General features: G+C 63.2%; 21 protein-coding genes and 1 pseudogene. 8 read left to right on the forward strand and 14 right to left on the reverse strand.

All coding sequences use genetic code 11. The annotated features are described in order from the left end of the window. Positions 1 to 368 precede the first annotated feature (368 nt). Positions 369 to 2,354, forward strand: coding sequence for a pilus assembly protein TadG-related protein (locus BFP89_RS16275; RefSeq protein ID WP_065886477.1), 1,986 nt, complete (start codon positions 369 to 371; stop codon positions 2,352 to 2,354). Here BFP89_RS16275 and BFP89_RS16280 read toward each other — a convergent pair. Both BFP89_RS16280 and BFP89_RS16285 read right to left on the reverse strand, forming a co-directional pair. Next, positions 2,351 to 5,083, reverse strand: a complete 2,733-nt coding sequence (locus tag BFP89_RS16280) for a PAS domain-containing sensor histidine kinase (protein WP_065886478.1) — start codon at positions 5,081 to 5,083, stop codon at positions 2,351 to 2,353. The genes BFP89_RS16275 and BFP89_RS16280 overlap by 4 nt on opposite strands. After that, a complete protein-coding gene (locus BFP89_RS16285) occupies positions 5,080 to 5,520 on the reverse strand; it encodes a TadE family protein (protein ID WP_065886479.1) in 441 nt (146 codons plus the stop codon). The genes BFP89_RS16280 and BFP89_RS16285 overlap by 4 nt, the downstream gene beginning before the upstream one ends. Positions 5,521 to 5,595: 75 nt before the next feature. Between BFP89_RS16285 and BFP89_RS16290 the strand changes: the two genes are divergently transcribed. Together BFP89_RS16290 and BFP89_RS16295 are read left to right on the forward strand one after the other, a co-directional pair. Continuing rightward, positions 5,596 to 6,066, forward strand: a complete 471-nt coding sequence (locus tag BFP89_RS16290) for a prepilin peptidase (RefSeq protein WP_170827586.1) — start codon at positions 5,596 to 5,598, stop codon at positions 6,064 to 6,066. Positions 6,067 to 6,191: 125 nt separating this feature from the next. Further along, complete coding sequence (locus BFP89_RS16295) at positions 6,192 to 6,974, forward strand: response regulator transcription factor (RefSeq protein ID WP_065886480.1); 783 nt, start codon at positions 6,192 to 6,194, stop codon at positions 6,972 to 6,974. Between the two features lie 130 nt (positions 6,975 to 7,104). Here BFP89_RS16295 and BFP89_RS16300 read toward each other — a convergent pair whose 3' ends face one another. The 8 genes from BFP89_RS16300 to cpaB are packed head-to-tail and all read right to left on the reverse strand — an operon-like array spanning position 7,105 to position 14,520. Next, positions 7,105 to 7,374 carry a DUF3613 domain-containing protein gene (locus BFP89_RS16300; protein WP_065886481.1) on the reverse strand — a complete coding sequence of 90 codons (270 nt, stop codon included), beginning with the start codon at positions 7,372 to 7,374 and terminating at the stop codon, positions 7,105 to 7,107. A gap of 2 nt (positions 7,375 to 7,376) precedes the next feature. Continuing rightward, positions 7,377 to 8,096, reverse strand: a complete 720-nt coding sequence (locus BFP89_RS16305; protein WP_065886482.1) for a tetratricopeptide repeat protein — start codon at positions 8,094 to 8,096, stop codon at positions 7,377 to 7,379. Positions 8,097 to 8,106: 10 nt separating this feature from the next. Continuing rightward, the gene (locus tag BFP89_RS16310; protein WP_083208086.1) at positions 8,107 to 9,000 is read right to left on the reverse strand and encodes a type II secretion system F family protein; all 894 of its coding nucleotides are present in this window, start codon (positions 8,998 to 9,000) and stop codon (positions 8,107 to 8,109) included. Position 9,001: 1 nt separating this feature from the next. Then, the gene (locus BFP89_RS16315) at positions 9,002 to 9,883 is read right to left on the reverse strand and encodes a type II secretion system F family protein (RefSeq protein WP_065886483.1); all 882 of its coding nucleotides are present in this window, start codon (positions 9,881 to 9,883) and stop codon (positions 9,002 to 9,004) included. Positions 9,884 to 9,902: 19 nt separating this feature from the next. After that, complete coding sequence (locus tag BFP89_RS16320) at positions 9,903 to 11,165, reverse strand: CpaF family protein (RefSeq protein WP_065886484.1); 1,263 nt, start codon at positions 11,163 to 11,165, stop codon at positions 9,903 to 9,905. Further along, positions 11,162 to 12,358 carry an AAA family ATPase gene (locus tag BFP89_RS16325; RefSeq protein ID WP_065886485.1) on the reverse strand — a complete coding sequence of 399 codons (1,197 nt, stop codon included), beginning with the start codon at positions 12,356 to 12,358 and terminating at the stop codon, positions 11,162 to 11,164. Before BFP89_RS16325 ends, BFP89_RS16320 begins: the two co-directional genes overlap by 4 nt. Next, positions 12,355 to 13,575: a type II and III secretion system protein family protein gene (locus BFP89_RS16330; RefSeq protein WP_065886486.1), complete on the reverse strand. Its 1,221-nt coding sequence runs from the start codon at positions 13,573 to 13,575 to the stop codon at positions 12,355 to 12,357. Before BFP89_RS16330 ends, BFP89_RS16325 begins: the two co-directional genes overlap by 4 nt. A gap of 15 nt (positions 13,576 to 13,590) precedes the next feature. Beyond that, a complete protein-coding gene (gene cpaB / locus BFP89_RS16335; RefSeq protein WP_065886487.1) occupies positions 13,591 to 14,520 on the reverse strand; it encodes a Flp pilus assembly protein CpaB in 930 nt (309 codons plus the stop codon). Positions 14,521 to 14,852: 332 nt separating this feature from the next. Here cpaB and BFP89_RS16340 point away from each other — a divergent pair, with 332 nt between their 5' ends. From BFP89_RS16340 to BFP89_RS16350, 3 genes are all read left to right on the forward strand, one after another. Then, positions 14,853 to 15,050, forward strand: coding sequence for a Flp family type IVb pilin (locus BFP89_RS16340; RefSeq protein WP_065886488.1), 198 nt, complete (start codon positions 14,853 to 14,855; stop codon positions 15,048 to 15,050). A gap of 26 nt (positions 15,051 to 15,076) precedes the next feature. After that, the gene (locus BFP89_RS16345; RefSeq protein ID WP_065886489.1) at positions 15,077 to 15,268 is read left to right on the forward strand and encodes a Flp family type IVb pilin; all 192 of its coding nucleotides are present in this window, start codon (positions 15,077 to 15,079) and stop codon (positions 15,266 to 15,268) included. Positions 15,269 to 15,332: 64 nt separating this feature from the next. Beyond that, positions 15,333 to 15,737, forward strand: coding sequence for a response regulator (locus BFP89_RS16350; RefSeq protein WP_065886490.1), 405 nt, complete (start codon positions 15,333 to 15,335; stop codon positions 15,735 to 15,737). 115 nt (positions 15,738 to 15,852) lie between these two features. Here the strand turns inward: BFP89_RS16350 and BFP89_RS16355 are convergent. The 4 genes and pseudogenes from BFP89_RS16355 to BFP89_RS16370 all read right to left on the reverse strand — a co-directional run bounded on the left by BFP89_RS16355 (position 15,853) and on the right by BFP89_RS16370 (position 21,796). Continuing rightward, positions 15,853 to 17,534 (reverse strand): annotated as a pseudogene (locus BFP89_RS16355) (ShlB/FhaC/HecB family hemolysin secretion/activation protein). Between the two features lie 121 nt (positions 17,535 to 17,655). Further along, positions 17,656 to 19,290 carry a collagen-like triple helix repeat-containing protein gene (locus BFP89_RS16360; RefSeq protein ID WP_065886491.1) on the reverse strand — a complete coding sequence of 545 codons (1,635 nt, stop codon included), beginning with the start codon at positions 19,288 to 19,290 and terminating at the stop codon, positions 17,656 to 17,658. Between the two features lie 302 nt (positions 19,291 to 19,592). Continuing rightward, positions 19,593 to 20,441, reverse strand: coding sequence for a MaoC family dehydratase (locus tag BFP89_RS16365; protein ID WP_065886492.1), 849 nt, complete (start codon positions 20,439 to 20,441; stop codon positions 19,593 to 19,595). Positions 20,442 to 20,443: 2 nt separating this feature from the next. After that, positions 20,444 to 21,796, reverse strand: a complete 1,353-nt coding sequence (locus BFP89_RS16370; RefSeq protein WP_065886493.1) for a 3-oxoacyl-ACP reductase — start codon at positions 21,794 to 21,796, stop codon at positions 20,444 to 20,446. A gap of 105 nt (positions 21,797 to 21,901) precedes the next feature. Between BFP89_RS16370 and BFP89_RS16375 the strand changes: the two genes are divergently transcribed. Together BFP89_RS16375 and BFP89_RS16380 are read left to right on the forward strand one after the other, a co-directional pair. Continuing rightward, positions 21,902 to 23,179, forward strand: coding sequence for an acetyl-CoA C-acetyltransferase (locus BFP89_RS16375; protein ID WP_065886494.1), 1,278 nt, complete (start codon positions 21,902 to 21,904; stop codon positions 23,177 to 23,179). Positions 23,180 to 23,395: 216 nt separating this feature from the next. Then, positions 23,396 to 24,292: a PA4780 family RIO1-like protein kinase gene (locus tag BFP89_RS16380; RefSeq protein ID WP_065886495.1), complete on the forward strand. Its 897-nt coding sequence runs from the start codon at positions 23,396 to 23,398 to the stop codon at positions 24,290 to 24,292. Positions 24,293 to 24,316: the final 24 nt, after the last annotated feature.

Raw genomic sequence — 24,316 nt, forward strand, 5'->3', positions numbered from 1 at the left:
AAAAGCAAAAGCGCGGCGGCCTTAGAGCCGACCGGCATCATTTGCCAGTCCGCGATCCAAATGTGGGAGGGGGCTTGCCCCCGATGGCGGCCTCTGGGCCGACCAGGATGCTGGGGGCATATCCGCTCCTGCGTTCAGCCAGCATGGTTTGACGGGGCGCTTGATATCAAAAGCAGATCAAGATCAAGAGCGACTCGCTTCGCATCGTGGTTAGCGTTGACGGCTGTAGCCTGCGAAGTTCTGTAGATATTGTTCATCGGCGGCAACCCCCTTCCACATTGACCCTTGCCAGCCGCCACTCTTGTCTACACTCATCCATACCCTCAGGAGCGTAAACGCTCGGCGACTCGCCGGCACAGGAGTGCTCGATGTCTCCCCGATTTCATGGCAAGCAACGTGGCGCTATCGGCCTGATGGCGGTGGGTGTGTTGGGGCTGGTGTTGGCGTTTACGTTGCTGGCGGTGGACAGCGGGCGGCTTTACCTGGAAAAACGCAAGCTGCAAGGGGTCGCGGACACCGCAGCGCTGGAGGCCGTAAGCCGCAATGGCACGTGTGCAGCGGGTTTGAGCGCAGCAGCGTATGCGACGCAAAGTGGCGCGCGTAATAAATTTGTGACGGGTAACGGCAATACCTTGGTCACCCGCTGCGGCGCGGTAACCACGGCGGCTTCCGGCCGACGGGTGTTTGCTGCCAACCCGGCGCTGTCGTCAGCCATTGAGGTGGTGGTCGCCAAAACCGTGCCCACCAGCGTGGCCGGTGGCATCTGGTCGCTGATGTCGGGTAACTCGGTCAACCTCAATACCCGGTTGAGCGCGACGGCAGTGGCGGCCAAACCCACCCCGCCGATTGCGCAGTTGAGCATCAGGAGCACGTTGGTTAACTTTGATACCGCCAGTGCCAGCATGATGAACGCGGTGTTCAGTGGGCTGCTCGGTGGTGGGGTCAATGTTTCTGTGCTCGGCTGGAACGGCCTGCTCAACAGCAATATCAATATGCTCAGTTACCTCGATCAATTGGCCGTCGACCTGCATGTCACCGCCGGCGACTACACCCAACTGCTGAGCACCACGGTGAGCGCCTCGCAATTGGTTCAGGCGGCAATCACCGTGCTGGGCAGCGACCCGTTGACGCTGGATGCAGTCACCGCGCTGGGTGCTATCAAAGGGGCGACGCTCAACAATCCGTTGCCGCTCACACTGGGCAAAATCCTGCAGCTGCAGACGGGTATCACCGCCGCCGCGCTGAATGCCAATCTTCAGCTCTTTCAGCTGGTCCAGGGCGTGGTGCAACTGGCCGGCAACCAGAGCGCGGCGGCGGTGACGCTGCCCGTGAGCCTGTTGGGGCTGGCCAATATCACCACGCAGATCAAAGTCATGGAGCCGCCGCAGTTATCGGCCATCGGCAATCCGATGCTGGCGGCGGCCAACCCGTTGGGCCCGAATAAAATTTATGTGCGCACCGCCCAACTGCGCACGCAGATAACCGTGAGTTTGCCGGTGCTCGGCAGTTTGTCCGGCTTGACCACGGCGGTAAATGACCTGGTGGGGCCGCTGACACCGGTCCTCAACGGCCTGTTGAGCTTGAACCTGGTGACCACGATTAACTCGACGCTTTGCCTGTTGGGCGCCGGTTGCCAACAGTTGGACGTGCTGGCACTGCCGGGCAACCTGCCGCTGAAGATCGTGCTGGATGCCGGCGGCGCCAGCAGCTATGTCACCGCCTATAGCTGCCCGGCGGCAGGCGCGGGCACCAAGAGCTTGACGGCCTACACCACCACCTCGGCGGCATCGCTGAACGTGGGCAATATCAGCAATGCATTTTCATCCACACAGCCAATGACCGTGGAGCCATTGGCCTTGATCGATTTCGGCATCAAGACGTGCCATAAGATCCTCGGCATCGGCAGTTGCGACCCTCGCGTACCGTTTGCGGGGGGCGGCGTCGGGATCAAGGTACAAAGCCCGATTGCGGGCAGCAATAGTATCCAGAACCTGGTGTTTTCCAGCACCACGCCCTTTGCCATGCCCGCCAATGTGGGGCTGGCCCCCAGCTATCAAACGTTTGCACCGGCCACCAACCTGGTCAGTGGCCTTACCACAGCCCTCAATGGCGTCGGCATTACTGCTTATCAACCGGTGGGGAGCAACCCCTTGGGAAGCGTGATCGCCGGCACGGTATCGTTGCTCAGTGGCGTCAGCACGCTGGTGACGCCCATGTTGAACAATGTGCTGAGCCCGCTGCTCAATCCGATCCTTAACAACCTGTTGAGCAGCTTGGGTATCAGCCTGGCAAGCGTGACCGTGGGCGCCAACCTGAGCTGCGGCCAGGCCGGCGAGGCCTATCTGGTGATTTAAGCATCGGTGACCCTGGGCAGCTCCACGCAGAACCGCGCGCCGTGTTCGCCGTTGCTGACGCTGAGGCGTCCGCCCATGTTTTCAACGATGCCGTAGCTCACCGACAGGCCCAGCCCGGTGCCCACGCCAATCGGCTTGGTGGTGAAGAACGGCTCGAAGATGCGCTCCAGCAAACGCGGGTCAATGCCGCCACCGTTGTCTTCGACCCAGATGCGCACGTGGCGGCTGTCGTGTTCGGTGTGCAGGGCGATACATGGGCGCAGGTCCGGGTGCTTTTGCTTCAGGCTCAATAGCGCATCGCGGGCATTGACCATCAGGTTGATCAGCACTTGCTCCAGCTGGTCGGCGTAGCCTCTGACCTGCACAGGCGTATCGGCCTGGGTCAGTTTGATTTCCACGCCCTTGCCGCGCAGGCCTTCGCTGAGCAGTGACAGGGTACCTTCCACCGCCTGCGCCGGGTCGAAGGGCTGCTGCTCGACTTCCGAGCGGCGGCCGAATACGCGCATGTGGTCCACCACCCGCGCCGCGCGTTGTACCTGCGCGTCAATGCGCTGGAGTTTTTCCGTCAGGTAGTCGATCTGCGCGTCGCCATTGCCCAGGCGCTTGAGTACGTTGACGATGGCCATGCGCATCACGTTCAGCGGCTGGTTGATCTCATGGGCCAGGCCGGTGGCCATTTCGCCGAGGGTGGCCATTTTCGCGCTTTGCGTCAGTTGCTGTTGCGAGCGCCGCACTTCGGTGTTGTCGCGGCCCACGGCCTGCACTTCGAGCAGATTGCCGTGTTCGTCGAACACGCCACGGTCCGACCACACCCACCAGGCATGCTCGCGCCCCGGCAGTTGCAGGCTGATTTCCGCCGTGCTGACGGGAAATTCCGGGGTCAGTTGCTCGATGCGCGCCACGAACGCCGCGCGTTGCTCGGGCGATAACCAGTGCCCAAGGTTCAGCCCCGGCAATTGGCCGGGCAGGCACTCCAGGTAGTTGGCCAGGGGCGTGTTGCCAAAGGTCAGGGTCAGGTCCGGACGGTAGCGGCAGATCATCGCCGGGGAGTCTTCCACGAGGATGCGGTAGCGTTCCTCGCTGTCCTTGACCTGTTGCGCGGCCAGGGTGGCCTCGGTGACGTCCAGCCACAGGCCGACCGCCTCCACCGGCAGGCCGAGGTCGTCGCGCAGCAACTTGGCTTCGTCGAGCAGCCAGTGGTAGTCGCCGTGTTTATCCTGGACCCGGTAGCGGCTGCGCACACTGCCTTCGCGCAGCAGTTGGCGCGTACGCTGGAAATACAGGTCGCGGTCATCCGGGTGGACCCATTGCACCAGGCTGTCGTGGCTGCATTCGGCGAGCGTGCGGCCCAGCAGCGGCAGCAGGCTGTCGCTGAAAAACACCGGCTCCAGGGCGCCTTTCACGTAGCGCTGCACATAGATCACCGCCGGCGAGCTGGCGATCAGGTTGTCCAGGCGGGCGTGGGCGGCGTCGGCTTGCAGTTGCTGGTTCTTGACGTCGCTGATATCGAGCATGAAGCCGATCCAGCGGCGCTGCTCACCGGCGCCCAGGGCCTGGCCCTGCACGCGGTACCAAGTGGGTGGCTGGTCGCTGTCGCCACGGTTGAGGCGCACGCTGGCGAGCAAGGGTTTGCCGAGGGTCTGCAAGTCGTGCAGGCGGCTGTGCAGTTCCTGGCGATCGGCCGGGTGGATGAGGTTCAGCCAGGTTTCCAAGCGTTGACGGGTAGGGCTTTCTTCGCCGCTCAGGTTGCGCATCAACTGCGGTGCGAGCTGGATCTCGCCGCCGGCGGGCAGCAATTCCCACCAGCCGGTGCCCAGCAAACCCTGCAGGGCTTCCTGGCGTTCCAGTTGCAGATGGTGGTGCTGTTCACGCAGACGGCTGAGCAGCGGGGCGGCGAGGGCGGCGGCGAGGTCCAGCCAGTCGCGCTCACGTGTGTCGGCTTCACCGCTGAAGGCTGCGCACAACAGCCACGCGGCGACACCCTGGGCATCGCGGTAGGGCACCAGGAAACCGTCGGCATTGCCGAACACGCTGTGCAGCCGCGGGTGCTCCCCGTGACCGTAAGTGACGTGCAGGCTCGAGGGAACGGTGCCGTCGAGGCAGTCCAGGCACGTGCCAAGGCGCTGCCCGGTGTGCCACAACTGCGGCGCGTCATGCTGGGCGTACTGGCTGTAGATCACCCAGCCCTGGTCCTCTTGATCAACAAGCGCCAGGGCGATACACGGGATTCGCCAGCGCTGCGCCACGCTGCACAGTTGGTCGTTGAACACCTCGGGCAAGCGGCTGAGGCTGCACACGCGCAATTGCTCGCTGGCCTGACTGGTCAATTGCTGGTTCTGTTCACGCTGCTCGGCCAGTCGTCGGCCGCTGAGCAGATCGCCGATATCCACCGCATGCAGCCGCCACCCGGTGTCGTGCGGCTCGAGGGTGGCACGGGTGTGCAGCACCTGCCCGGCGATGCCCTGGAAATCCAGGTCAAGGCTATGGCGCTGCCAGTCGGCGGGAACGCCCTCCACCGTCAGGGCGCTATGGGCGCGCAGCAAGGCTCGCAGCGGCGCCGCCTCGGCATGGGGCGCCAGCTGTGAGCGCAGTGTGCCGCTGATACCGAGCACCTGGCCCTGCGCATCCAGTTGCACCTGCAAACCGGCCGAAGGCGGCGCAGCGGGTAGGATTGCCAGCGCAGCGCTACGGCCAAGCAAACGCCCGAACAGCGTGTCCCCCGACGTCAAAACTGCAAGCTCGACTGGGCCCGCAGCGTCGCCGGCAACTGCGGCACGCTGCCAATGCCGGGCAGCACGATGAAGGGCATCACCGCCTGTAGATTGGCTGAGGGATAGTCGATCTGTACCGACAGCAGGCCATTCACGAACGTGGTGCTGACATGGGTTGCCGCATCGAAGTGATAGGCGCTGGGGATCCACTTCAGGCGGTCGCTGATTGCGCTTCTGGCGGTGGTTTGCACGGCGCTGCTGTAGCCCTGCATCGCCGGGTCGAGCCCCACGCTGAGGCGTACCGCTTCGGCGGTGGCCTGGTTGAACGACTGCAGCAACAGCAGCGGCAGGCTATAGCTGACCATGCCATAGAACACCGCGAAAAAAATCACGAAGACGGCCACGAACTCGATCGCGGCTGTGCCTTTCTGCTTGTGGGGGAGGCTAGTTTTCATCACCGCGTCTACCCTGACGGCTACTACTTGATATCAGCATAGAATCAATCAGCGAAAAGGCAGGTTTTTTACGTGATCCAGGGTGTAGTGGTGATGGTGTGGTTGGTGGTGTGTGCGGTGCAGGACACGCGGCAGCGATTGCTCGCCAACCGCCTGACGCTGGGGGTTGCATTGCTGGGCGGGGTCTACCTGTTCTGGACCGGCAGCACCTGGCTCGGCGCCTCGGTCGGCCAAGGCCTGTGGGCATTTGTGCTGGCGCTGCTGTTGACCTTGCCGGGTTACGCCCTGGGCCGTCTCGGCGCCGGGGATGTGAAGCTGCTCGCAGCCCTGGCATTGGTCTCGGACGCCGAGTATTTATTGGGTGCGTTTATCGGCGCCGCCCTGACGAGTGTGCTCTGGCTGTTGCTGGCGCCAAAGCTCTGGCCGCTTATGGGTCAAAGGCTTACGGATTGCCTCGGGCACCTGGCCCCCGAACCGTCAAAAAAACTGCCGTTTGCACCCTTCCTGCTGGTGGGATTTACGCTGGTCTGGTTTTGGATCCACTGAGCGCCGCAGGGCTCTGGCGCTATGTACAGAGTCGGGAAGTACGTCTACGTTTAATAAGGCGTTGTATAGGAATTGAGTGGTTTGAGGATGGGTCAATCTTTGGCTTGCCAGGCATGGAGTAGCGCGTGAACAAGCTTAATTCTGCGGTAAAAGTGCTCGTGGTCGACGATCAGCCGCTGATCGTGGAAGAGCTGTGTGAGTTTCTTGAAAGCAGCGGGTTCCGTTGTGTCCCCTGTGAGTCCAGTCAGCAAGCCTTGAAGCGCTTTAGCGAAGACAGTGAAATCGGGTTGGTGCTGTGCGATCTGCATATGCCGGGCATGGACGGCATCGAGTTGGTCCAGGCGCTGCAAAAGATTGCCGGCAGGCAGCGGGTGTTCGAGTCGATCATGTTGACCGGGCGCTCCGACAAGCAGGACGTGATCAAGGCCTTGCGCGCCGGCATCGCGGACTACTACCAGAAGCCAATCAATCTGGACGAATTGCTCGAAGGTTTGCAGCGCCAGGAAGTCGCGTTGCAGGAGCGCAGGAAAGACCTGCAACTGGGCAACCTGAACCAGAAGCTGCAATTTCTCTCCGAAACGATCGACGACCTGTACCAGGATCTCGATAAAGTGCGCCGCAGTCCGCCCGGGCCGGACGCTGAAGAGGCCTCGACGCAGGAGGCGGGCCAGGTTGAAATGCCTGCGATTTTCCACCAACTGTCACCGCGCCAACTGGACGTGGCCAGGCTGGTCGGAAAGGGACAGACCAATTATCAGATTGCCTGCGAGCTGGGCATCACCGAGAACACCGTCAAGCTGTATGTTTCCCAGGTGCTGCGGCTGACGCATATGCATAACCGCACGCAGTTGGCCCTGGCGTTGGCGCCCAACAACGCGACGATGCGCCAGCGGGTGACGGCGCACTGAAGGCAACGGTCGATGATGATGTAGGAGCGAGCTTGCTCGCGAAAAACGTCAACGATAACGCGTGCTTGCTGAATGAACGCGGCGCCTGTGAGTTTTTCGCGAGCAAGCTCGCTCCTACATTTTTGCGTGCTCAGTTGCCGCCCTCGGTTTTTCCGCCGACTTTCTGCTCGAAAAACTCCGGAATCTCATGCTTGAAGCTGTCCACCCAGCGCTGCGCGGCCAGGTCGCGTTCGGCGGCGGAGGCTGCCTGTGGCGTGGTGGATGCAGCTCGGCCACTGACCTGCAGGGCCAGCCAGTCCTCCGTGGCGGCCTGCTGCGGGGAGGACGGGCCAGGCTCGATGGCCATGACGCTGAGGGGCAGGGCCAGCGCGGCCAGGCTGGCAAGACAGGGCAGTTTCATCGTCAATTCCTCGGGTTGCTGTGGGCTTCACTGACCGTGGCGATCTGATCCTTGGCCTTTGCGGCCTTGACGCTTGAGGCCTTGAGTTGCTCGGCGCGGGCCTGGGCCTGGGTGACTTGTTCGGGGCCCAGGCCTGTCTGGCTGACCACCTGCGCGGCCTGCTTCCAGTTGTCTTGATAGATCAGCAGCGTCACCAGATTGATGGCCGCCAGCGGGTCACTCTGCTTGAGCTCCATGGCGGTCATGAATTCAAACCGTGCATCTTCCAGGCGCAGTTGGTTCAGGTACACCACGCCCAGGTCATTGCGGATTTTCTCGTCGGTGGGCGCCAGCCGCGCCGCGCGCTGCAAATGGGCCATGGCCAGGCCGTTGTCGCCTTTGGCCGCGGCCATTTGCCCCAGGCCGTGTTCGCCTTCGGCGGCCATGCAGGTGCCGAGCAGGCTGCGGTACAGCGGCTCGGCGCTGCGCCCGAGCAAGCGATACGCCTTGGCCTGGCGCAGGCGCACCTGGGGCAAACTGGCCGGCAGGGTGTGCAGGTTGGCCAGGCTGGCGTGCAGTTTGCCGTCGTTGGCCATTTCATCGGCCAGGTTCAACGACAGCGTCTGTTCGGCGTCGGGCTTGGGGCAACTGCCGGGGGCCGTCAGGGCGCTCCAGGGGGGTTGGCCATCGGTGGCGCAACCACCGAGCAGCAACAGGCTCAAACCGGCGATCAAGGCTTTCATCGAGCATTCCTCATAAGTTACTCAAGGCCCGGGTGATGCCGATGAATGCCGGCCCCCCGAGCACGATCAGCAAGGCGGGAAACAGAAACACCATCATCACCACCGACATCTTCGCCGACATCTTCGACACAAATTCCTGGATGCGGGTCAGGCGCCGGTCGTCGAGCAATTGCTTGAGCGCCAGCAACGACTTCATCGCGCCGGCGCCCTGATGAACCAGTTGCTGGAGGATGATGCAGGTGTCGGTGAACTCGTCCACGGCCAGCAGCCTGGCGGTCTTGCCCAACTCTTCACTGAGCTCAAGGCCGGAGTCGACCCGGTTCAGTATCAGCCGCAGTTCATGGGTCAGCGCCGGCAGCAGGCGTTGCGCTTCGATGCTCAATACACGCAGCGCCTGTTCGACCGCCATGCCCGATTCGAACAGGATGCGCAGCAGCGGAATGAACGTCGAGACTTCCTGGGAGATGCGCTGCTGGCGGGCCTTGGCCACGCTGGCCAGGATACGCTTGGGCAACAGGTAGCCGATGCCGAGCGCGATCAGGGGCACCAGCCATGGCGAGTCGCCCTTGGGAAACAGCACCTGCTGCGTGATCAGGGTCACGATCAGCAGCAGCACCGGCGTGCCGATCTGGAAGGCGGCGAACATCGAGCGCTGGTTGGCTTTGCGCCAACCCACGCGGTTGAGCAGCGTCTGGGTTTCGTTGTCCAGGCTGACCGAGCGTTGCGCCAGCGGGCTGTTGCCCAACTGCCGCATCATCGCACCGAGACGGTGTTCGCGGCCCATCCGGCCTTGCAGGCGCTGGGCAACCAGGCGCTGACCACGCCGATGTTTGATCAGGTTGGCCAGCACCAGCGCCAGGGCGGCCAGAAACAACACGGCGCTGATCAGCAATGAAATAGCCATCTCATACGCTCCGCAACATGCGCCACAGGGTGAAGCAGCCGAGCACCTGCATGATCAGGGCGACGAACAACAGCAGGCGGCCGGTGCCGTCGTTCCACATGGTCATCAGGTAGTCCGGGTTGACCGCCAGGAAATAGCCCACCATCGAAATGGGCAACGCGGTGAGCACGTAGGCGGTCACCCGGGTTTCGCCGGTCAGGGCGCGCAGCTGGCGCGCGGCTTGCTCGCGCTCGCGGATCATCTTGATCAGGTTTTCCAACAGCTCGCTGGCATTGCCGCCGTAGCGGTGATTGACCTTCAAGCCCAGGGCGAACAAACGGAACTCGTCGCGTTCGTAGAATTCGGCGAAATCGTGGGCGGACTCCGGCAGGCTGACCCCCAACTGCACGTTGCGCCGCATTCGGCCCATGGCATTTTTCAGCGGGTCTTCGGCCACCTCGATACCGCCCAGCACCGCGTCGGCCAGGGTGCGTCCGGCCTTGAGACTGCGCACGGTGTGGTCGAGCAATTGCGGCAGTTGCTCGATCATGCGTTTGATCCGGCGCTGGTAACGCCAGGCGAGGTACAGGCGCAGCAGCACGGGCGGCAACAGCAGCATCACCAGCAGGCCGAGCCAACCGGCGAGCATCACCCCCAGCACGGCGCCCAGGCCCCAGGCGGTCAGCCACAGGCGCAGGTTGTCACTGGGTTTGCCCAGGCCGGCGCGCAGGAACATGCGTTCCACGCCGCTCCAGGAAGCGCTTTCTTCGACGAGCTGCGGCTGGCCTTCGGCGAGGCGGTCCAGCACGCGTTCGGTACGGGCGCGGCGCAAGCCGTTCTGGAATGAGCGGACCGACAGGCCGATCAGGATCAGGCAGATGCACAGCAGGATGGCCCCGGTCATGCTCGATTCCCCTCCAGGGCTAGGCCGGTTCGCGGCGCAGTTTTTCGCCGGCCGGGTTGAGCGCCTCGCGCACGAAGCCGAAGCCGGTACGCCGGTCATGGCGAAACAGCGTGTTGGTCACGTACACGTCGTCGCGGATGCCCACCACTTCGACCACCTCGCTGACGCAACGACGACCGTCCGGCAGGCGGGTCAACTGGACCACCACATCCAATGCCGCGCAGATCATCTGGCGCAGGGTCTTTTCCGCGACCACGCGACCGGTCAGGCCCACCAGGGTTTCCAGGCGCAGCAACGCATCGGCGGCATTGTTGGCGTGCACGGTGCTCATGGAACCGTCGTGGCCGGTGTTCATTGCGGTGAGGACATCGATCACTTCCACGCCGCGAATTTCGCCGAGGATGATGCGGTCGGGGCGCATGCGCAGGGCGTTGCGGATCAGGTCGCTGGCCTTGACCTCACCATGGCCTTCGGCATTGGGTGGACGGGTTTCCAGGCGTACGACATGGGGGTGGGCCAGTTGCAGTTCGGCCACGTCCTCGATGGTGACCAGGCGTTGATGGGGGTTGATCAACTGACTGAGGATGTTCAGCAGTGTGGTTTTACCGGTGCCGGTGCCGCCGCTGATGAGGATGTTGCAACGCTTGCCCACCGCTTCCTGGAAGAAGTCGAAAATGTTCTGGTCGATGGTCTGCATGGCCACCAGATCGCTGCTTTTGAGCATGTCCCTGCGAAATTTTCGAATCGACAGGCACGGCCCGTCCAGGGCAATCGGCGGGATGATCGCATTGACCCGGCTGCCATCGGGCAAGCGTGCGTCGACCATCGGCGACGACTCATCCAGGCGCCGCCCCAGCGGCGCGAGGATGCGCTGCATGACGCGCTCCACATGGTGCGCGTCGATAAAGCGCAGGTCGCTCTGGTGCAGCAGGCCGTCACGCTCGATAAACACCCGGTGCGGGCCATTGACCAGGATTTCGGTGACGGCCGGGTCGCGCAGCAGCACTTCCAGCGGACCGAAACCGGTCAGTTCGTCGACGATTTCTTCGGCCAGGCGCTCCATCTCGTAGCGCGAGATCGCCAGGTGCATGCGGTTGATGTACTCGGCGACTTTGTCGATGACAAATTGCGCCAGCGACTGGCGCGAGCCTTCCAGCAGGTTTTTCCCCGACTCTTCGATGGCATCGATGATGTAGCGGTGCAGCACCAGTTTCAGGCCGTCGTGGTCGGTGTTGCCACCCACGCCTCGTGCGGGGGCGCCGAAGAGTTTTTCGCTGGTCATTTATCGGCTCCCAACAAGCGCTCCAGCCAGCGGCTGGAGGATTTTCGATTCGCGTCCTGCGAACGTTTCGCCAGGCGCTCGCCCAGGGTCTTGAGCGCCTGAGTCAAGGCTTCGCGCGGTGTCAGCGCAAACAGGGTTTGCCCCTGGTTCTCGGCGTTCAGCCGGACCTCCGCGCTCAGCGGCAACACGGCAATCACTTCCAGGCCGAAGCTTTTGCTCAAGGCATCGGCGTCCGGCGCGCAGCTTTTGATGTAGCGATCGATCAGCAGTCTGGCATGGTCGAGCTTCATGCCTTTTTCGCGCCACAGGTTCAGTACGGCGAGGTTGCGCCGGCAGTCCAGCACGCTCTGATCGGTGTACCACAGCAGCTTGTCGCAATGGCTGACAAAGGTGCGCAGGGCTTCGCTGTCCGGCTGGCCGGCAAGGTTCACCACAATGTGCTGGAAGTGTTGGCGCAGCGCACTGAGCAGCATGTAGAGCTCGGCGGCGCTGGTGCGCTCCAGGGGCTCGTCGTTGTGCGTGTAGGCGAGAATGCGCAGGCCGCCTTCGACCGAGGTAAAGGCGCTGTTGATCAGGGTGGTGTCCAGCCGCCTCAGGTGGCGCAGGGCATCGCCGAAGTTGAACGAGCTTTCCAGGCCCAGCAGCGCCAGGCTGTCACCGCGTGGCAGGCCCAGATCGAGCAACAGCGTCTGCTGGCCGCTCTTTTGCACCACCAGCGCCAGGTGGCTGGTGAGCAGTGCGCCGTCGGAACTGCCCTGGGTGCCGTACAGTACCGAGAGGCCGCCCAGCAGCGTGTTGGTCGCCACCGGCGGCAGGCGCTTGCTCAGGCGGCGTACCAGGCCTGCGACTTCACTGGAGCGCGAGCCGTAGGCGACGAAATCCCGCGCTCCAGCGCGCATGGCATTGAGCACCAACTGGTTATCCATGCCGTCACCGAGGGCGACGATGGCCAGCATCGGCTTGGCTTCCAGGGCGCCTTCGATCAGCGCGCTCTGGGCCACCAGGTGCTCGCGGTCAAGGCCGACGAACACCAGGTTGGCGAAGGTTACATCGACCAGGGCGAGCAATTCATCGAGGGTGCCGCTGCCGGCGCTGACCACTTGGCCAAGGGGCGCCAGCGCGCCCTGCAGCCACTCCAGGTCGGTGGTGTTGCGGGTGATTGCCAGGAACGTCTGGCTCAGGTTGTCGCTCATTGGGACAGCCCGTTGAGCCGGTCGAAATTACCGTTTTCCAGGAAGAACAGGCGGTACCAGTTCGGGTCGTAGTTGCGCACTTTTTCACCGGGCAACGCCGGCAGCTGGGCATTGGCCGCCAGTGGTTGCACCAGGTGCGGCGTGACGATCATCAGCAGCTCCTTGTCTTCGCGTCGGACCGAGGAATCGCGAAAGAACGCGCCCAGGATCGGGATGTCACCCAGGCCGGGAAACTTGCCGATGTTGGTGGTGGTGTTGCTGCTGATCAGGCCGCTGATCACAAAGCTTTCGCCATCGGCCAGGGACACGCTGGTATCGGTGCGGCGGATGGTCAGGGCCGGCACGCGGATATTTTCGATGACCACGGCGTTGGTGTAGTCGAGCTCGCTGACCTCCGGCGCCACCTTGAGGGAGATGCGGTTACGGTCGACCACGGTCGGCGTGAGGGTCAGGCGGATGCCGAATTCCTTGTACTCGATCGAGATGGTGTCGCTGCCGCTGCTCGGCACCGGCACCGGGATTTCACCCCCGGCGAGAAAGGTTGCGCTTTGCCCGCTCATGGCCACCAGGCTTGGCCGGGCAAGGGTGTAGGCGAAGCCGCTGCTTTCCAGGGCGTTGATCATCGCCGAGACGCGACCACCGCCAAAGCCGATATTGAAGTTGTCCGCGCTCACCGGCAGTTTGAAGGTGCTGGGTGTGGGGAACAGCAAGTTCGGGCTGCCGAGGAAGAAGTTGTTGCCGATGCCGAGGATCTTGGTGCTGGCCTCCTTGAGTTTGGTACGGCTGACTTCGACGAAGCGGATGTCGGTCTGGACCTGGCTGGGCAGCAGCGGATCATCGGCCGGCGACAGCGACAGGCTGGTCAGGGCGCTGTTGGCCTTGCCCTTGACGAACACCATGCTCTGGCGCGGCGTGGTCGAGCAGGCGGTCCAGACCATCAGGCTGGTGGTGCCGGGGCCGACGCCGGTGAGCAGGAAGCCCCGGTCGCCATTGAGATGAACGTCGGCGATTTTCGGATCGCCAATGGCCAGGCGCGTGATCGCCACCGGCGATTGCAGTGCCTGTTGCAGGCCCTCGCCGACCGACAACGCGGCGGGCAATTGCCCAAGGCTGGCGCAATTGCCCTGAGCGGCCACGGCCAGGCTCATGGCCAGGTGCGACAGCAGCAGGGCGCAGGCGATTTTCCCTGTGAACACCGGTATGAAACGTCGGCTCATGCACAGCATCCTTGTTCAGTCGGGTGTTTGTTGGGTTGCTTGATTGCCACGGATCACCTCGACACCGGCCCGGCGCGGGGCACTGCTCTGGGCCACTTTCCTGGGGGCCTGGGTGAAGGCCAATTGCGTGAACTGATAAAGGTCGCGGTTAGCGTTCTGCAGGTTGCCCGGCGCGTCGCCTTCGCCGGCCCAGTAGCGGCTCAGCAAGCGTTCGTCGGCGCTGCGCACGGCCAGGCGCAGGGTGCCGGCCTGGGTGGCCAGCATCAACCGGCTCAACAGCTGTTCGGGCACGGCCAGCACCACCGTGCGTGAGGGGGCCTGGCGCTGGGCTTTCTCTTCGGCGGTGAGCGCACGAGCAGACGCCGGAGTACCGTCGTTGGTCAGGCCCATCTGGTCACCGACACTGAGCAGGCGTATGGCGGGGATCACCACTTGGGCCGATTGTTCAAGGTTGGCGGCGTCCTGGCGCAGGTACAGCAGCACGTCCACATAGTCGCCGGGACTCAACTGGCCGGCGGCGCCAATCACTTCATCGACGGCGACGGCCAGGGCGCGTTCATCGGCACGGATCATGCGCGCCAGCGGCCCACCGGGGGTGAAGCTTTCGTCGTTCAACCAACTGCCGGCGCCGAGTGCGCGCCACGGTGTACGGCCGATGGCCTGCTCGACACTGCTCATACTGCCGGCCGGTGCCGTGCGCAGTTTTTCGATGCTCAGATCAGCGGCCACCAGGGCGACGAAGGGGGGCACATCGTGGGCCAGGACGACGACCGATTGACGGGTCTGGTCTTCCACCGCGGCAACGGCTTGTTCGGCGGGAGCTGCCGCGGGTGGCGGTGGCGGCGCCGGGGTGGGCTCACGGCTGAGGACCAAGCCCCAATAGCCGGCAAACAGCGCACCGACCAGTAACACACCGGCCAGTACCATGCTCAGACGCGTGTTCATGACGGCTCTCCATTTCCTGCTACACCACAGCCCGCCTATCCAGCAGGCTTACGTCGCAGCCTGGCTGCTATGAACAGTGACTAACTATTTCGCTATTTGACGGTAGTTCAGCTAGGACGAAATGCCATTACTGACGCAAAGATTTCTTCGGCATGCAAGGTGCGCCCCCTTTGAAAACACGCATTTACGAGGTCAGAGAGGCCCCTACTACTTTATGACTAGTCAATTCTTACAGTTGTGAGGCCGGGGTTTGTTGGCAATGCTCAGGTGGCACATCGCAATTACTGTGCAGCACCGGGATAGGGCGCTTGGTCGCCTGAGGAGAAGTGTTTATGTTGCTTGACCTGTTGATTCGACTTCACGTGCAACTTCAGTTGCTGTTTCAGCGCAAGGAAGGGGCTACGGCCATCGAGTACCTCATTCTGGTCGCCATCGTGGCATTGGTCATACTGGCAGCCGGGACCACCCTGAAGCCTCAGATCACCGCGTTCTTCACCAAAATCACCACCGCGATTACCCCAACGCCTTAAGCAGTCGGAGCGCAAGGAGCAGGATCATGATCCTCAATCTGTTGATGAAACTCTGTGTTCAACTGCGGGTGCTCTTTGCGCGTAAAGAGGCGGCCACAGCGATTGAATACCTCATTCTGGTGGCCATCGTCGCGCTTGTGATATTGGCAGCCGGGACTACACTGTCGCCACAGATCACCGCGTTGTTTGAGAAAATTACAGGCACCATCACGCCCTGACCCTCAGGCAGGCAGCACTGCGCGGGTACTTTAGGTTTTTGATTGGCAAGATCAGGACGTGCCCATGAACGCTGCTGTATCCCCCCGCCAGCAAATCCTGCTGGTGGACGACGAAGAGGATGCCCTCGTTGAACTGGCGGAGTCGCTGGAGAACGAGGGCTTCGTTTGTTTTACCGCCACCTCCGTGACATTCGCCCTGCAGGAACTCACCCTGCACCCCGATATCGCCCTGGTCATCACCGACCTGCGCATGCCCGAGGAAAGCGGGATTTCCTTGATCAAGCGCCTGCGCGAGCACACTTCCCGTTCCCACCTGCCGGTGATCGTGATGTCCGGCCATGCCGAGATGGATGACGTCAGCGACATGCTGCGCCTGCAGGTGCTGGACTTGTTTCGCAAACCCATCTATCTGGTGCGGCTGATCGATACGCTCAACAGTCTTTTCCCCCAGACAATTCATCAACTGTAGGTGTAGGAGCGAGCTTGCTCGCGAAGAACGCTAACGATGACGCGGGCATCCAGGTTCCCCGCGTCGCCTTGACGTTCTTCGCGAGCAAGCTCGCTCCTGCAGGGATGTTTGGCGTTTACAGCTGATAACTGAAGCTCAGCGTGTACCGCGCACGCCGGTTGAAGCTGTCCAGGGCGATGTCCGACATCGGCTTGGCGGCCTCCAGGGCGATGTTGTAGTACTTGTTATCGCCAAAGCGCAAACCCACCGCCGCCGAGGACATGTCGCCGGCCTTGACCGGCAGGTCGTTGAACCAGGTCCTGGCGCGGTCGAGCACCACGTAGGGTTGCAGCACCTTCAGCCAATCGCCGGTGCGGTTGAAACTGTAGTTGACCTCGTACGCCACGCCCCATCCCTTGTCGCCCGAGCCCTGGTCGTCGGGGTAGCCACGGCCGAAGTTCTGCCCGCCAAACGTGGCGCGTTCGCTGTCGGGCAGGCTGTTGTCGCTCCAGTAGAGCGCACCCGAGAGCACGCCTTGCCAGTTGTCGAAGAACTTGTCGCTTTGTACGCCGGACAGGCGCAGGCGGAAGAAGTCGAGGTCCGGTTTGGCCACGTCCAGGTCACTGCGCGCCTTGGCGCCCACACCGTCGATGCCGTGATACAGGCCGCCGGTGAGGATGCGCAGCTGTCGCGCGTCGGCCTTGCGCCAGTCGCCCTCGAACGCCAGGGCACGCAGGTTGGATTCGATATCGAAGCGCAGCGGGTAGCCCACCAGTTTGTAGCGGGTGGTCTGGTCCACCGCGTACAGGCGCGTGCCCAGGGTGAGTGACTCGGTGGGCGAGGCAATGAAGGGATGGCTCAGGCCGACGGAGTAGCGATCGATCGACTGATGGGGCTTGAGTTCGAAGCCGCCGTCCAGTTGCACACGGCTGTGGGGATCGGCGCGATAACGCTCTGCGGCGAGTGCCAGTTGGGTGCCTTCGGCATTGATGAATTGGTTGTAGTCCACGCGGTAGTAGTGCTCTTTGTCCTCGCCCGGTGGGAACAGGCCACTGACGCTCAACTGTTCGCCCAGGGCGGTTTGCGCATGGCTGGTGGCGCTGAGCAAGGCTTGGGTGCCGCCCCGACTTTTCTGCACCAGGCTCATGCTGCTGGTGAAGGGCTTGCGGCTGGCCTGGATCTGCATGTGCGTGGCGCCATCGGTGGTGCCCGGCGGCGGCACTTGCGCTTGTACGGTGAGGCCGGGGATGCGGCTCATCAGGGTGGTGTAGCGCTCGAAGGTCTTGCGCGTGAGGGGGCGTTCGGCGAGGAGCTTTTGCGCCAGTTTGTCGACATAGGCCGACACCGCACCGACATCGCCGCTTTGCTGGTAATCCTTGATGTAGCCTTCCACCAGTACCACGCGGACCAGGCCGTTTTCGAAGGTCTGTTGCGGCAGGAACGCGTAGGACAACAGGTAGCCGTCCTGCTGGTAGCGACGGGTGATGCCTCGGGTGGCTTCGATCAATTGCGCAAGATTGGTCTCATGGCCAATCAGCGGTGCATAGGCCTGGGCCGTCTCGGTGAGCGGATAGATCGTGCCGCCTTCGATCTGCAGTTTGCGGATGGTCACCCTGGTGTCCATCAACAGGGGCTGGCCGGCGGTGGGCTGCGCTTCAGGCACCTGGGTTGCGGCGTGGCCGGTCGATAGGCGTCGGCGGGCAGGTTGGGTACAGGCAAGGTGCGGATGGTGTCATTGCTGTTGAGGAAGTTGGGAAGGGTCTCGGCCTGGGCGTAAGCACTGAGGGTCAGCAGGAACAACGGCGTGAACACGCGCATGGGACACTCCTTGGTCAACTGCGGCAGCCCAGCAAAAAGACGAGAGACTGACTCCGTGTCTCTCGTCTCAACCAAGCGTAGGTGCCGCAGGGGAGACCGTCTAATCGGCCAGGTGCATTTTCTATCTGCCGGTCAGGCCGTTCACCAAACCGCCCAGGCCTCCGGTTGTTGCAGTGCCGCCGGTGCCGCCGTTGCCGCCTGTGACCAGGCCGCCCACTGAGCCTACCGTATTGCCCACGGCGGTTACGGTGGTGCCCAGGGTCGTGGTGACCGGGTTGGCGCTGGCCGTGCTCAGGTTAGTGCCCAGGCTGCTGACGGCGCCGCCGACTTGAGTCACCAGGCCGTTGACCGGAGCACCGACGCCGGTGGTGGTGCCGATGTTTTGCGTCACGGTGGTGACGCCGGAGGTCACTGGGTTCAAGGCTGCGCCGACGTTGGCGGTCACGGTTGCGACCGGGGCGGTGGCGCCGGTGTTGGCGACACCCGTGCCACCCAGTACGGTGCCCACCGAAGCAATGGTGTTGCCCAATGCGCCGCCGGTCACACCGGCTGCACTGACGGTGCCGTTGGTGTTGCCGACGTTGAGGCCGGTGCCTGCGTTGTTCACCAGGCCGCCGACCAGCTCCGGTATACCGGGGGCTGCGGCGCCGCCGGTGGGCGCGACATAGCCGCCGGACTGGTCGAGCGTGCCGCCGACGCCCGTCAGCACGTTGCCGACAAGCGTGGTCACAGGGTTGCCGGTACCGCCGGTACCGCCGGTGCTGGCGACCTGGGTGCCGAGGCCGGTGACGGCGGCGCCCACTTTGCCCACCAGGCCGTTGACAGGCGTACCCAGGCCTGTGGCATTGCCGAGGTTGCCGGTGGTGTTTTCCACCAGTGAAACCACCGGCACCAGTACCCTGCGGTTCACGTTGCCGGTCAGGGCGCCCAAGGGACCGGTGGTGCTGGCGGTGCTGAGGGTATCGCCGAGCATTGTCACGGCAGTGCCCACGTTATCCACCACACCACCGGCTGCGCCGCCCACGCCGCCGGTCAGGCCGCCGACGACGGGGACACCGCCGAGGGTGGTCGACAGCGATCGGCCGGTGGTCGACAGGCCACCGCCCAAATCGGACACGCCGTTGCCGACACCCGACACAGTGATGCCCAGCGAGTTACGGCGGGTGCCCAGGGAGCCCAGGCCACCGGTGACGCCGGTGCCGATGCTGGTGACGGCGGTGCCGGCCGAAGTGACCAGGCCGCCTGCCGTCGTGCCGACAATGGGCACACCGTTCAAGGTCGAACCGAGATCACCCACCGCTGCGCCCACATTGCCCACGGTGGTGCCGAGGGTGCCGGCGATCCGGCCAGTGACGAGCGGAGTGGCTGTCGAACCTGTTTCGCCGCCAGTGCCACCACCTGTGCCTCCGCCAGTGCCACCACCGGTACCGCCGCCAGTGCCGTCGCCTGTACCACCACCGGCACCACCACCGGCACCGCCACCGGTACCGCCACCGGTACCGCCACCCGTGCCGTCGCCAGTGCCACCACCGGTACCGCTACCCGTGCCGCCGCCTGTACCTCCACCGGTACCACCACCCGTGCTGCCGCCGGTGCCACCCCCCGTACCGCCACCGGCACCTGCGCCAGCATCCGGCGACGACGCCGCCACGCTTGATTTGTGTCCGCCACCACCGCTGCTGCAGCCGCCGAGGCTCATTGCCAGAATCAACGCCAGTGCGGTACTTGCTTTCCAGAACACGACTTGAGTTTTCATGATTGAGTTCCTTGCACCAGGTACAACCTTGGTTGTTTCAAACGTTCGCCGTTTCTTCGGCCAGCGATACGTTTGTCCGTGTGATTAATCACAGACCTGGGTCGGTTTTCTCGCAACGCTCAACTTCGTATTAACGATTTATATACATAAGGTCTTAGTCGGCTTAAGCGCTAATACAAACGGTATAAAGTGTAGAAGTTCAGTAAATATAGTTTATGAAAATCAATAAGTTGAATAAAAAAAGCGGACCCGGGCGGGTCCGCTATAACTTAAGGTGTATATATACAATTAAACAGTGGACTTCAGGCAATCGGTTGCCACTTCCCGAGCATATGCTCAATAGCCCCTGCGCCGTTCAACACTAACTCGCCACTTGAGCCGGCGCCGCTGGTCATCAGTATCACTTCGCCGGGCAGGCGTACGGGTTTTTTGAACTCAACTTCAATGTCGACATTGGCGAGCGGAAGGTGCTGGTCCAGCGCCGCCAGAGTGCGGGCCTTGTTCCATAACCCGTGAGCGATGGCCTGGGGGAAGCCGAACAGTCTGGCCGTCGGTGCGCTGAGATGAATCGGATTGTAATCGCCGGACACGCGGGCATAACGTCGACCGATATCAGCCGGGGCTTTCCAACGGGACAGCTCGCTGAGGGGCACGTGCACCGACAACCCATGCTCCACGGTCTCGCCCTCAAGCTTCACACCACGGCATAACATTGTGCTTTGGGCTTCCCAGAGCAGCCCCAAGGCATCCTCGACCACGGTCACCACGTCAAAGGTCGCGCCCTTGGCGTGGGGCTTGAGATTGCAGGTGTACACGCCGACGGTCAGCTCACTCACACCGCCCAGGGGTCGATGGACGCGAATGCGGTTGCTCAGGTGAATCAGGCCCAGCAACGGGAATGGAAAGGTCTTGTCGGTCAGCAATTGCATCTGCAGGCCGAACGCCAGGATGTGCGGATAAGTCGCCGGCAGCATCGGGCTGTCGGCAAACCCGCAGACCTTGCGGTACGCCGCGACAGCCTTGGGATCGACGCGCACCTGGCAACGCAGGCCATGTTCGGGCAGTGCGCTGCCGGTGATCTTGCGCTTGAGTGCCGCGCGCCAGTACAGCGGCGGTAGAAACGGTGTGCTGTCCACTGTCTGCCATTGCATAGTCACGCTCCCAGAAGACTCTGCCCGCACACCCGCAGTGCCTGGCCGCTGACGGCACCCGAGCCCGGCTGGCTCAGCCAGGCCACGGCTTCGGCCACGTCCTGCGGCACGCCGCCCTGGCCCAGGGAACTCATGCGCCGGCCGGCCTCGCGCAGGGCGAACGGAATATGCGCGGTCATCTGCGTTTCGATAAAGCCGGGTGCGACGGCGTTGATGCTGATCCCACGGGTTTTCAGCAGCGGTGCCCATGCCTGGGCCAAGCCGATCAGCCCGGCCTTGCTCGCGGCATAGTTGGTCTGCCCGCGATTGCCGGCGATGCCGCTGATGGAGGCCAGCAGCACCACGCGGGCGTTGTCGTGCAGGGTGCCGCTGTCGAGCAGTGCCTGGGTCAGCACTTGCGGCGCATTGAGGTTGACCGCCAGCACGGCGTCCCAATATTCCGGGGTCATGTTGGCCAGGGTCTTGTCGCGGGTGATACCGGCGTTGTGCACCAGGATATCGAGGCCGTCGGGCAAGTGTTCGATCAACTGCGCGGCGGCGTCCTCGGCGCAGATATCCAGCGTGAGGGTACGCGCGTTCAAGCGTGCGGCCAGGGCGTCAAGGTCGGCCCTGGCTTGGGGCACATCCAACAGGATCACCTCGGCGCCATCGCGCACCAGGGTCTCGGCGATGGAGGCGCCAATACCCCGGGCAGCGCCGGTCACCAGCGCCTTGCGCCCGGCCAGCGGGCGCGTCCAATCCTCGACCGGCGTGGCGCAGGCCTCCAGGCGAATCACTTGCCCTGAGATATAGGCGCTCTTGGGTGACAGGAAAAACCGCAACGCGCCTTCCAACTGGTCCTCGGCACCCTCGCCCACGTACAGCAACTGCAGCACGCCGCCGCTGCGCAGCTCCTTGGCCAGGGAACGGCTGAACCCCTCCAGGGCGCGCTGGGCGCTGGCGGCGAACGGATCGCCGAGGCTTTCCGGCGCGCGGCCAAGAATCACCAGGTGTGCGCTGGGAGCGAGGTTTTTCAGCAATGGCTGGAAGAATTCGCGCAGCTGCTTGAGCTGGTCGGTGTGTTGCAAGTTGCTGGCGTCGAACACCACAGCCTTGAGTTTGGGGCCGTGCCCCGGAATCCACGCCGGCGCGTCCAGCGTTTGGGCGCCATAGCTGTACAACGCATCGGTGAGTTTGTTGGCAAACGGCAGGATTTTATTCGCCAGCGCGCCGCCGCCCAGCAGCAGTGCACCTTCCACCGGGCGCAGGCGCCCGGCTTGCCAGCGTTCCAGGCGTACCGGTGACGGCAGGCCAAGGGCGGCGACCAGGCGATGGCCGAGGCTGGAGTTGGCGAAGTCGATATAACGGTCAGACATGGAACGCTCTCCGAAGACTGGGGTTCAAAGGGTTGACCATCCCAGGGTAGCAGTCGTTCGACTAGGCTCAGTGATCAAGCCCATAACAGACAGAGGGAGCTTTCCATGACTCAATTGCGCCGTGTGGCGATCATTGGCGGTAATCGCATTCCCTTCGCCCGCTCCAATGGCCCCTACGCCACGGCCAGTAACCAGGCGATGCTCACCGCCGCCCTGGAGGGCCTGATCGAACGTTTCAACCTGCACGGCCTGCGCATCGGCGAGGTGGCGGCCGGCGCGGTGCTCAAGCATTCCCGCGACTTCAATCTCACCCGTGAATGCGTGCTCGGCTCGCGCCTGTCGCCGCAAACCCCGGCCTACGATGTGCAGCAAGCCTGCGGCACCGGGCTGGAGGCCGCCTTGCTGGTGGCCAACAAGATTGCCCTGGGCCAGATCGAATGCGGCATTGCCGGTGGGGTAGACACCACCTCCGATGCGCCGATTGGGGTCAATGAAGGCTTGCGCAAGCTGTTGTTGCAAGCCAACCGCAGCAAGTCCATGGCGGATAAGCTTAAAGTCCTGTTACAACTTCGTCCGCATCACCTCAAGCCGCAGCTGCCGCGCAACGGTGAACCGCGCACCGGGTTATCCATGGGCCAGCACTGCGAGCTGATGGCGCAGACCTGGCAGATCCCCCGCGCCGAGCAGGACCAGCTTGCACTGCAGAGCCACCGGAACATGGCCGCCGCCTACGCCGAAGGCTGGCACAACGATTTGCTCACGCCGTTTCTGGGCCTTACCCGCGACAACAACCTGCGCCCCGACCTGAGCCTGGAAAAACTCGCCGCGCTCAAGCCCGCGTTCGAACGCAGTGAAAAAGGCACGCTCACCGCCGGCAACTCCACGCCGCTGACCGACGGCGCCTCGCTGGTGCTGCTGGGCAGCGAGGCCTGGGCCAGGGAGCGCGGTTTGCCGATCCTCGCGTACCTGCGCGACGGCGAAGCGGCGGCGGTGGATTTCGTCAACGGTGCCGAAGGCCTGCTGATGGCGCCGGTGTACGCCGTCCCGCGTCTGTTGGCGAGGAATGGCCTGACGCTGCAGGACTTCGATTACTACGAGATCCATGAAGCGTTCGCTGCCCAGGTGTTGTGCACGCTCAAGGCCTGGGAAGACGCCGATTACTGCAAAACGCGCCTGGGCCTGGAGGCGCCGCTGGGCGCCATCGACCGCAGCCGTCTCAACGTCAAGGGTAGTTCACTGGCCGCCGGGCATCCGTTTGCCGCGACCGGTGGGCGCATTGTCGCCAACCTGGCCAAGTTGCTGGATGCGGCGGGCAAGGGCCGTGGCTTGATTTCGATCTGCGCGGCGGGGGGGCAGGGCGTGACGGCGATCATTGAACGATGAACGAGGCTTGACGAATCCCCCTTGCAGGAGCGAGCGTGCTCGCGAAAGATGTCACGGATAACGCGTGCATCCTGGATAAACGCGTTGCCTTTGAGTTCTTCGCGAGCAAGCTCGCTCCTACAGGAAATTGCGGTAGCCTCTCCCTCCAACGAGTGGATTGCCGTATAACGAGTGCCACACGCGTGTTTGGTAATACAGGACCCACAATAAAAGCTGATGAAGACTCCTAAACGCATTGAACCCCTGATCGAAGACGGTCTGGTCGACGAAGTGCTGCGCCCACTCATGAGTGGTAAAGAAGCAGCTGTTTATGTGGTGCGCTGCGGCAACGAATTGCGTTGCGCCAAGGTTTACAAGGAGGCGAATAAACGAAGTTTTCGTCAGGCGTCCGAATACCAGGAAGGCCGCAAGGTCCGTAACAGCCGTCAGGCCCGGGCCATGGCCAAGGGCTCCAAGTTCGGCAAGAAAGAAACCGAAGATGCTTGGCAGAACGCCGAAGTGGCGGCGTTGTTCCGCCTGGCCGGTGCGGGCGTTCGCGTGCCCAAGCCGTACGACTTTCTCGAAGGCGTGCTGTTGATGGAGCTGGTGGCCGACGAGTACGGCGATGCGGCGCCGCGTCTGAACGACGTGACGCTGGAGCCGGACCAGGCGCGCGAATACCACGCCTTCCTGATTTCCCAGATCGTGCTGATGCTGTGTACCGGGCTGGTGCACGGTGACCTGTCCGAGTTCAACGTACTGCTCACGCCGACCGGCCCTGTGATCATCGACCTGCCCCAGGCAGTCGATGCGGCGGGCAACAACCACGCGTTCAACATGCTGGAGCGGGACGTGGGCAACATGGCTTCCTACTTCGGGCGCTTTGCCCCGGAGCTGAAGAAGACCAAGTACGCCAAGGAAATGTGGGCGTTGTACGAAGCCGGCACCTTGCACCCAGCCAGTATCCTGACCGGTGAGTTCGACGAGCCGGAAGAACTGGCGGACGTGGGCGGTGTGATCCGCGAGATCGAAGCGGCGCGGTTGGACGAAGAGCGCAAGCAAGCGATTCGTGCGGCGGACGATGCGCCATCGGCCAAGACGGCAGAAGAACCGCCGCCGCCCTGGATGCAGTGAACTTCAGGTAGATGAAAATCAAAG

Source organism: Pseudomonas sp. 31 R 17 (assembly GCF_900004915.1).
Lineage (GTDB): Bacteria > Pseudomonadota > Gammaproteobacteria > Pseudomonadales > Pseudomonadaceae > Aquipseudomonas > Aquipseudomonas orientalis_A.

Excerpts from the sequence above, each read along its gene's own strand:
- BFP89_RS16275 (WP_065886477.1), top strand. The coding sequence starts at position 369 with ATGTCTCCCCGATTTCATGGCAAGCAACGTGGCGCTATCGGCCTGATG.
- BFP89_RS16285 (WP_065886479.1), bottom strand. The coding sequence starts at position 5,520 with ATGAAAACTAGCCTCCCCCACAAGCAGAAAGGCACAGCCGCGATCGAG.
- BFP89_RS16300 (WP_065886481.1), bottom strand. The coding sequence starts at position 7,374 with ATGAAACTGCCCTGTCTTGCCAGCCTGGCCGCGCTGGCCCTGCCCCTC.
- BFP89_RS16305 (WP_065886482.1), bottom strand. The coding sequence starts at position 8,096 with ATGAAAGCCTTGATCGCCGGTTTGAGCCTGTTGCTGCTCGGTGGTTGC.
- BFP89_RS16310 (WP_083208086.1), bottom strand. The coding sequence starts at position 9,000 with ATGGCTATTTCATTGCTGATCAGCGCCGTGTTGTTTCTGGCCGCCCTG.
- BFP89_RS16315 (WP_065886483.1), bottom strand. The coding sequence starts at position 9,883 with ATGACCGGGGCCATCCTGCTGTGCATCTGCCTGATCCTGATCGGCCTG.
- BFP89_RS16320 (WP_065886484.1), bottom strand. The coding sequence starts at position 11,165 with ATGACCAGCGAAAAACTCTTCGGCGCCCCCGCACGAGGCGTGGGTGGC.
- BFP89_RS16325 (WP_065886485.1), bottom strand. The coding sequence starts at position 12,358 with ATGAGCGACAACCTGAGCCAGACGTTCCTGGCAATCACCCGCAACACC.
- BFP89_RS16330 (WP_065886486.1), bottom strand. The coding sequence starts at position 13,575 with ATGAGCCGACGTTTCATACCGGTGTTCACAGGGAAAATCGCCTGCGCC.
- cpaB (WP_065886487.1), bottom strand. The coding sequence starts at position 14,520 with ATGAACACGCGTCTGAGCATGGTACTGGCCGGTGTGTTACTGGTCGGT.
- BFP89_RS16340 (WP_065886488.1), top strand. The coding sequence starts at position 14,853 with ATGTTGCTTGACCTGTTGATTCGACTTCACGTGCAACTTCAGTTGCTG.
- BFP89_RS16345 (WP_065886489.1), top strand. The coding sequence starts at position 15,077 with ATGATCCTCAATCTGTTGATGAAACTCTGTGTTCAACTGCGGGTGCTC.
- BFP89_RS16350 (WP_065886490.1), top strand. The coding sequence starts at position 15,333 with ATGAACGCTGCTGTATCCCCCCGCCAGCAAATCCTGCTGGTGGACGAC.
- BFP89_RS16360 (WP_065886491.1), bottom strand. The coding sequence starts at position 19,290 with ATGAAAACTCAAGTCGTGTTCTGGAAAGCAAGTACCGCACTGGCGTTG.
- BFP89_RS16365 (WP_065886492.1), bottom strand. The coding sequence starts at position 20,441 with ATGCAATGGCAGACAGTGGACAGCACACCGTTTCTACCGCCGCTGTAC.
- BFP89_RS16370 (WP_065886493.1), bottom strand. The coding sequence starts at position 21,796 with ATGTCTGACCGTTATATCGACTTCGCCAACTCCAGCCTCGGCCATCGC.
- BFP89_RS16375 (WP_065886494.1), top strand. The coding sequence starts at position 21,902 with ATGACTCAATTGCGCCGTGTGGCGATCATTGGCGGTAATCGCATTCCC.
- BFP89_RS16380 (WP_065886495.1), top strand. The coding sequence starts at position 23,396 with ATGAAGACTCCTAAACGCATTGAACCCCTGATCGAAGACGGTCTGGTC.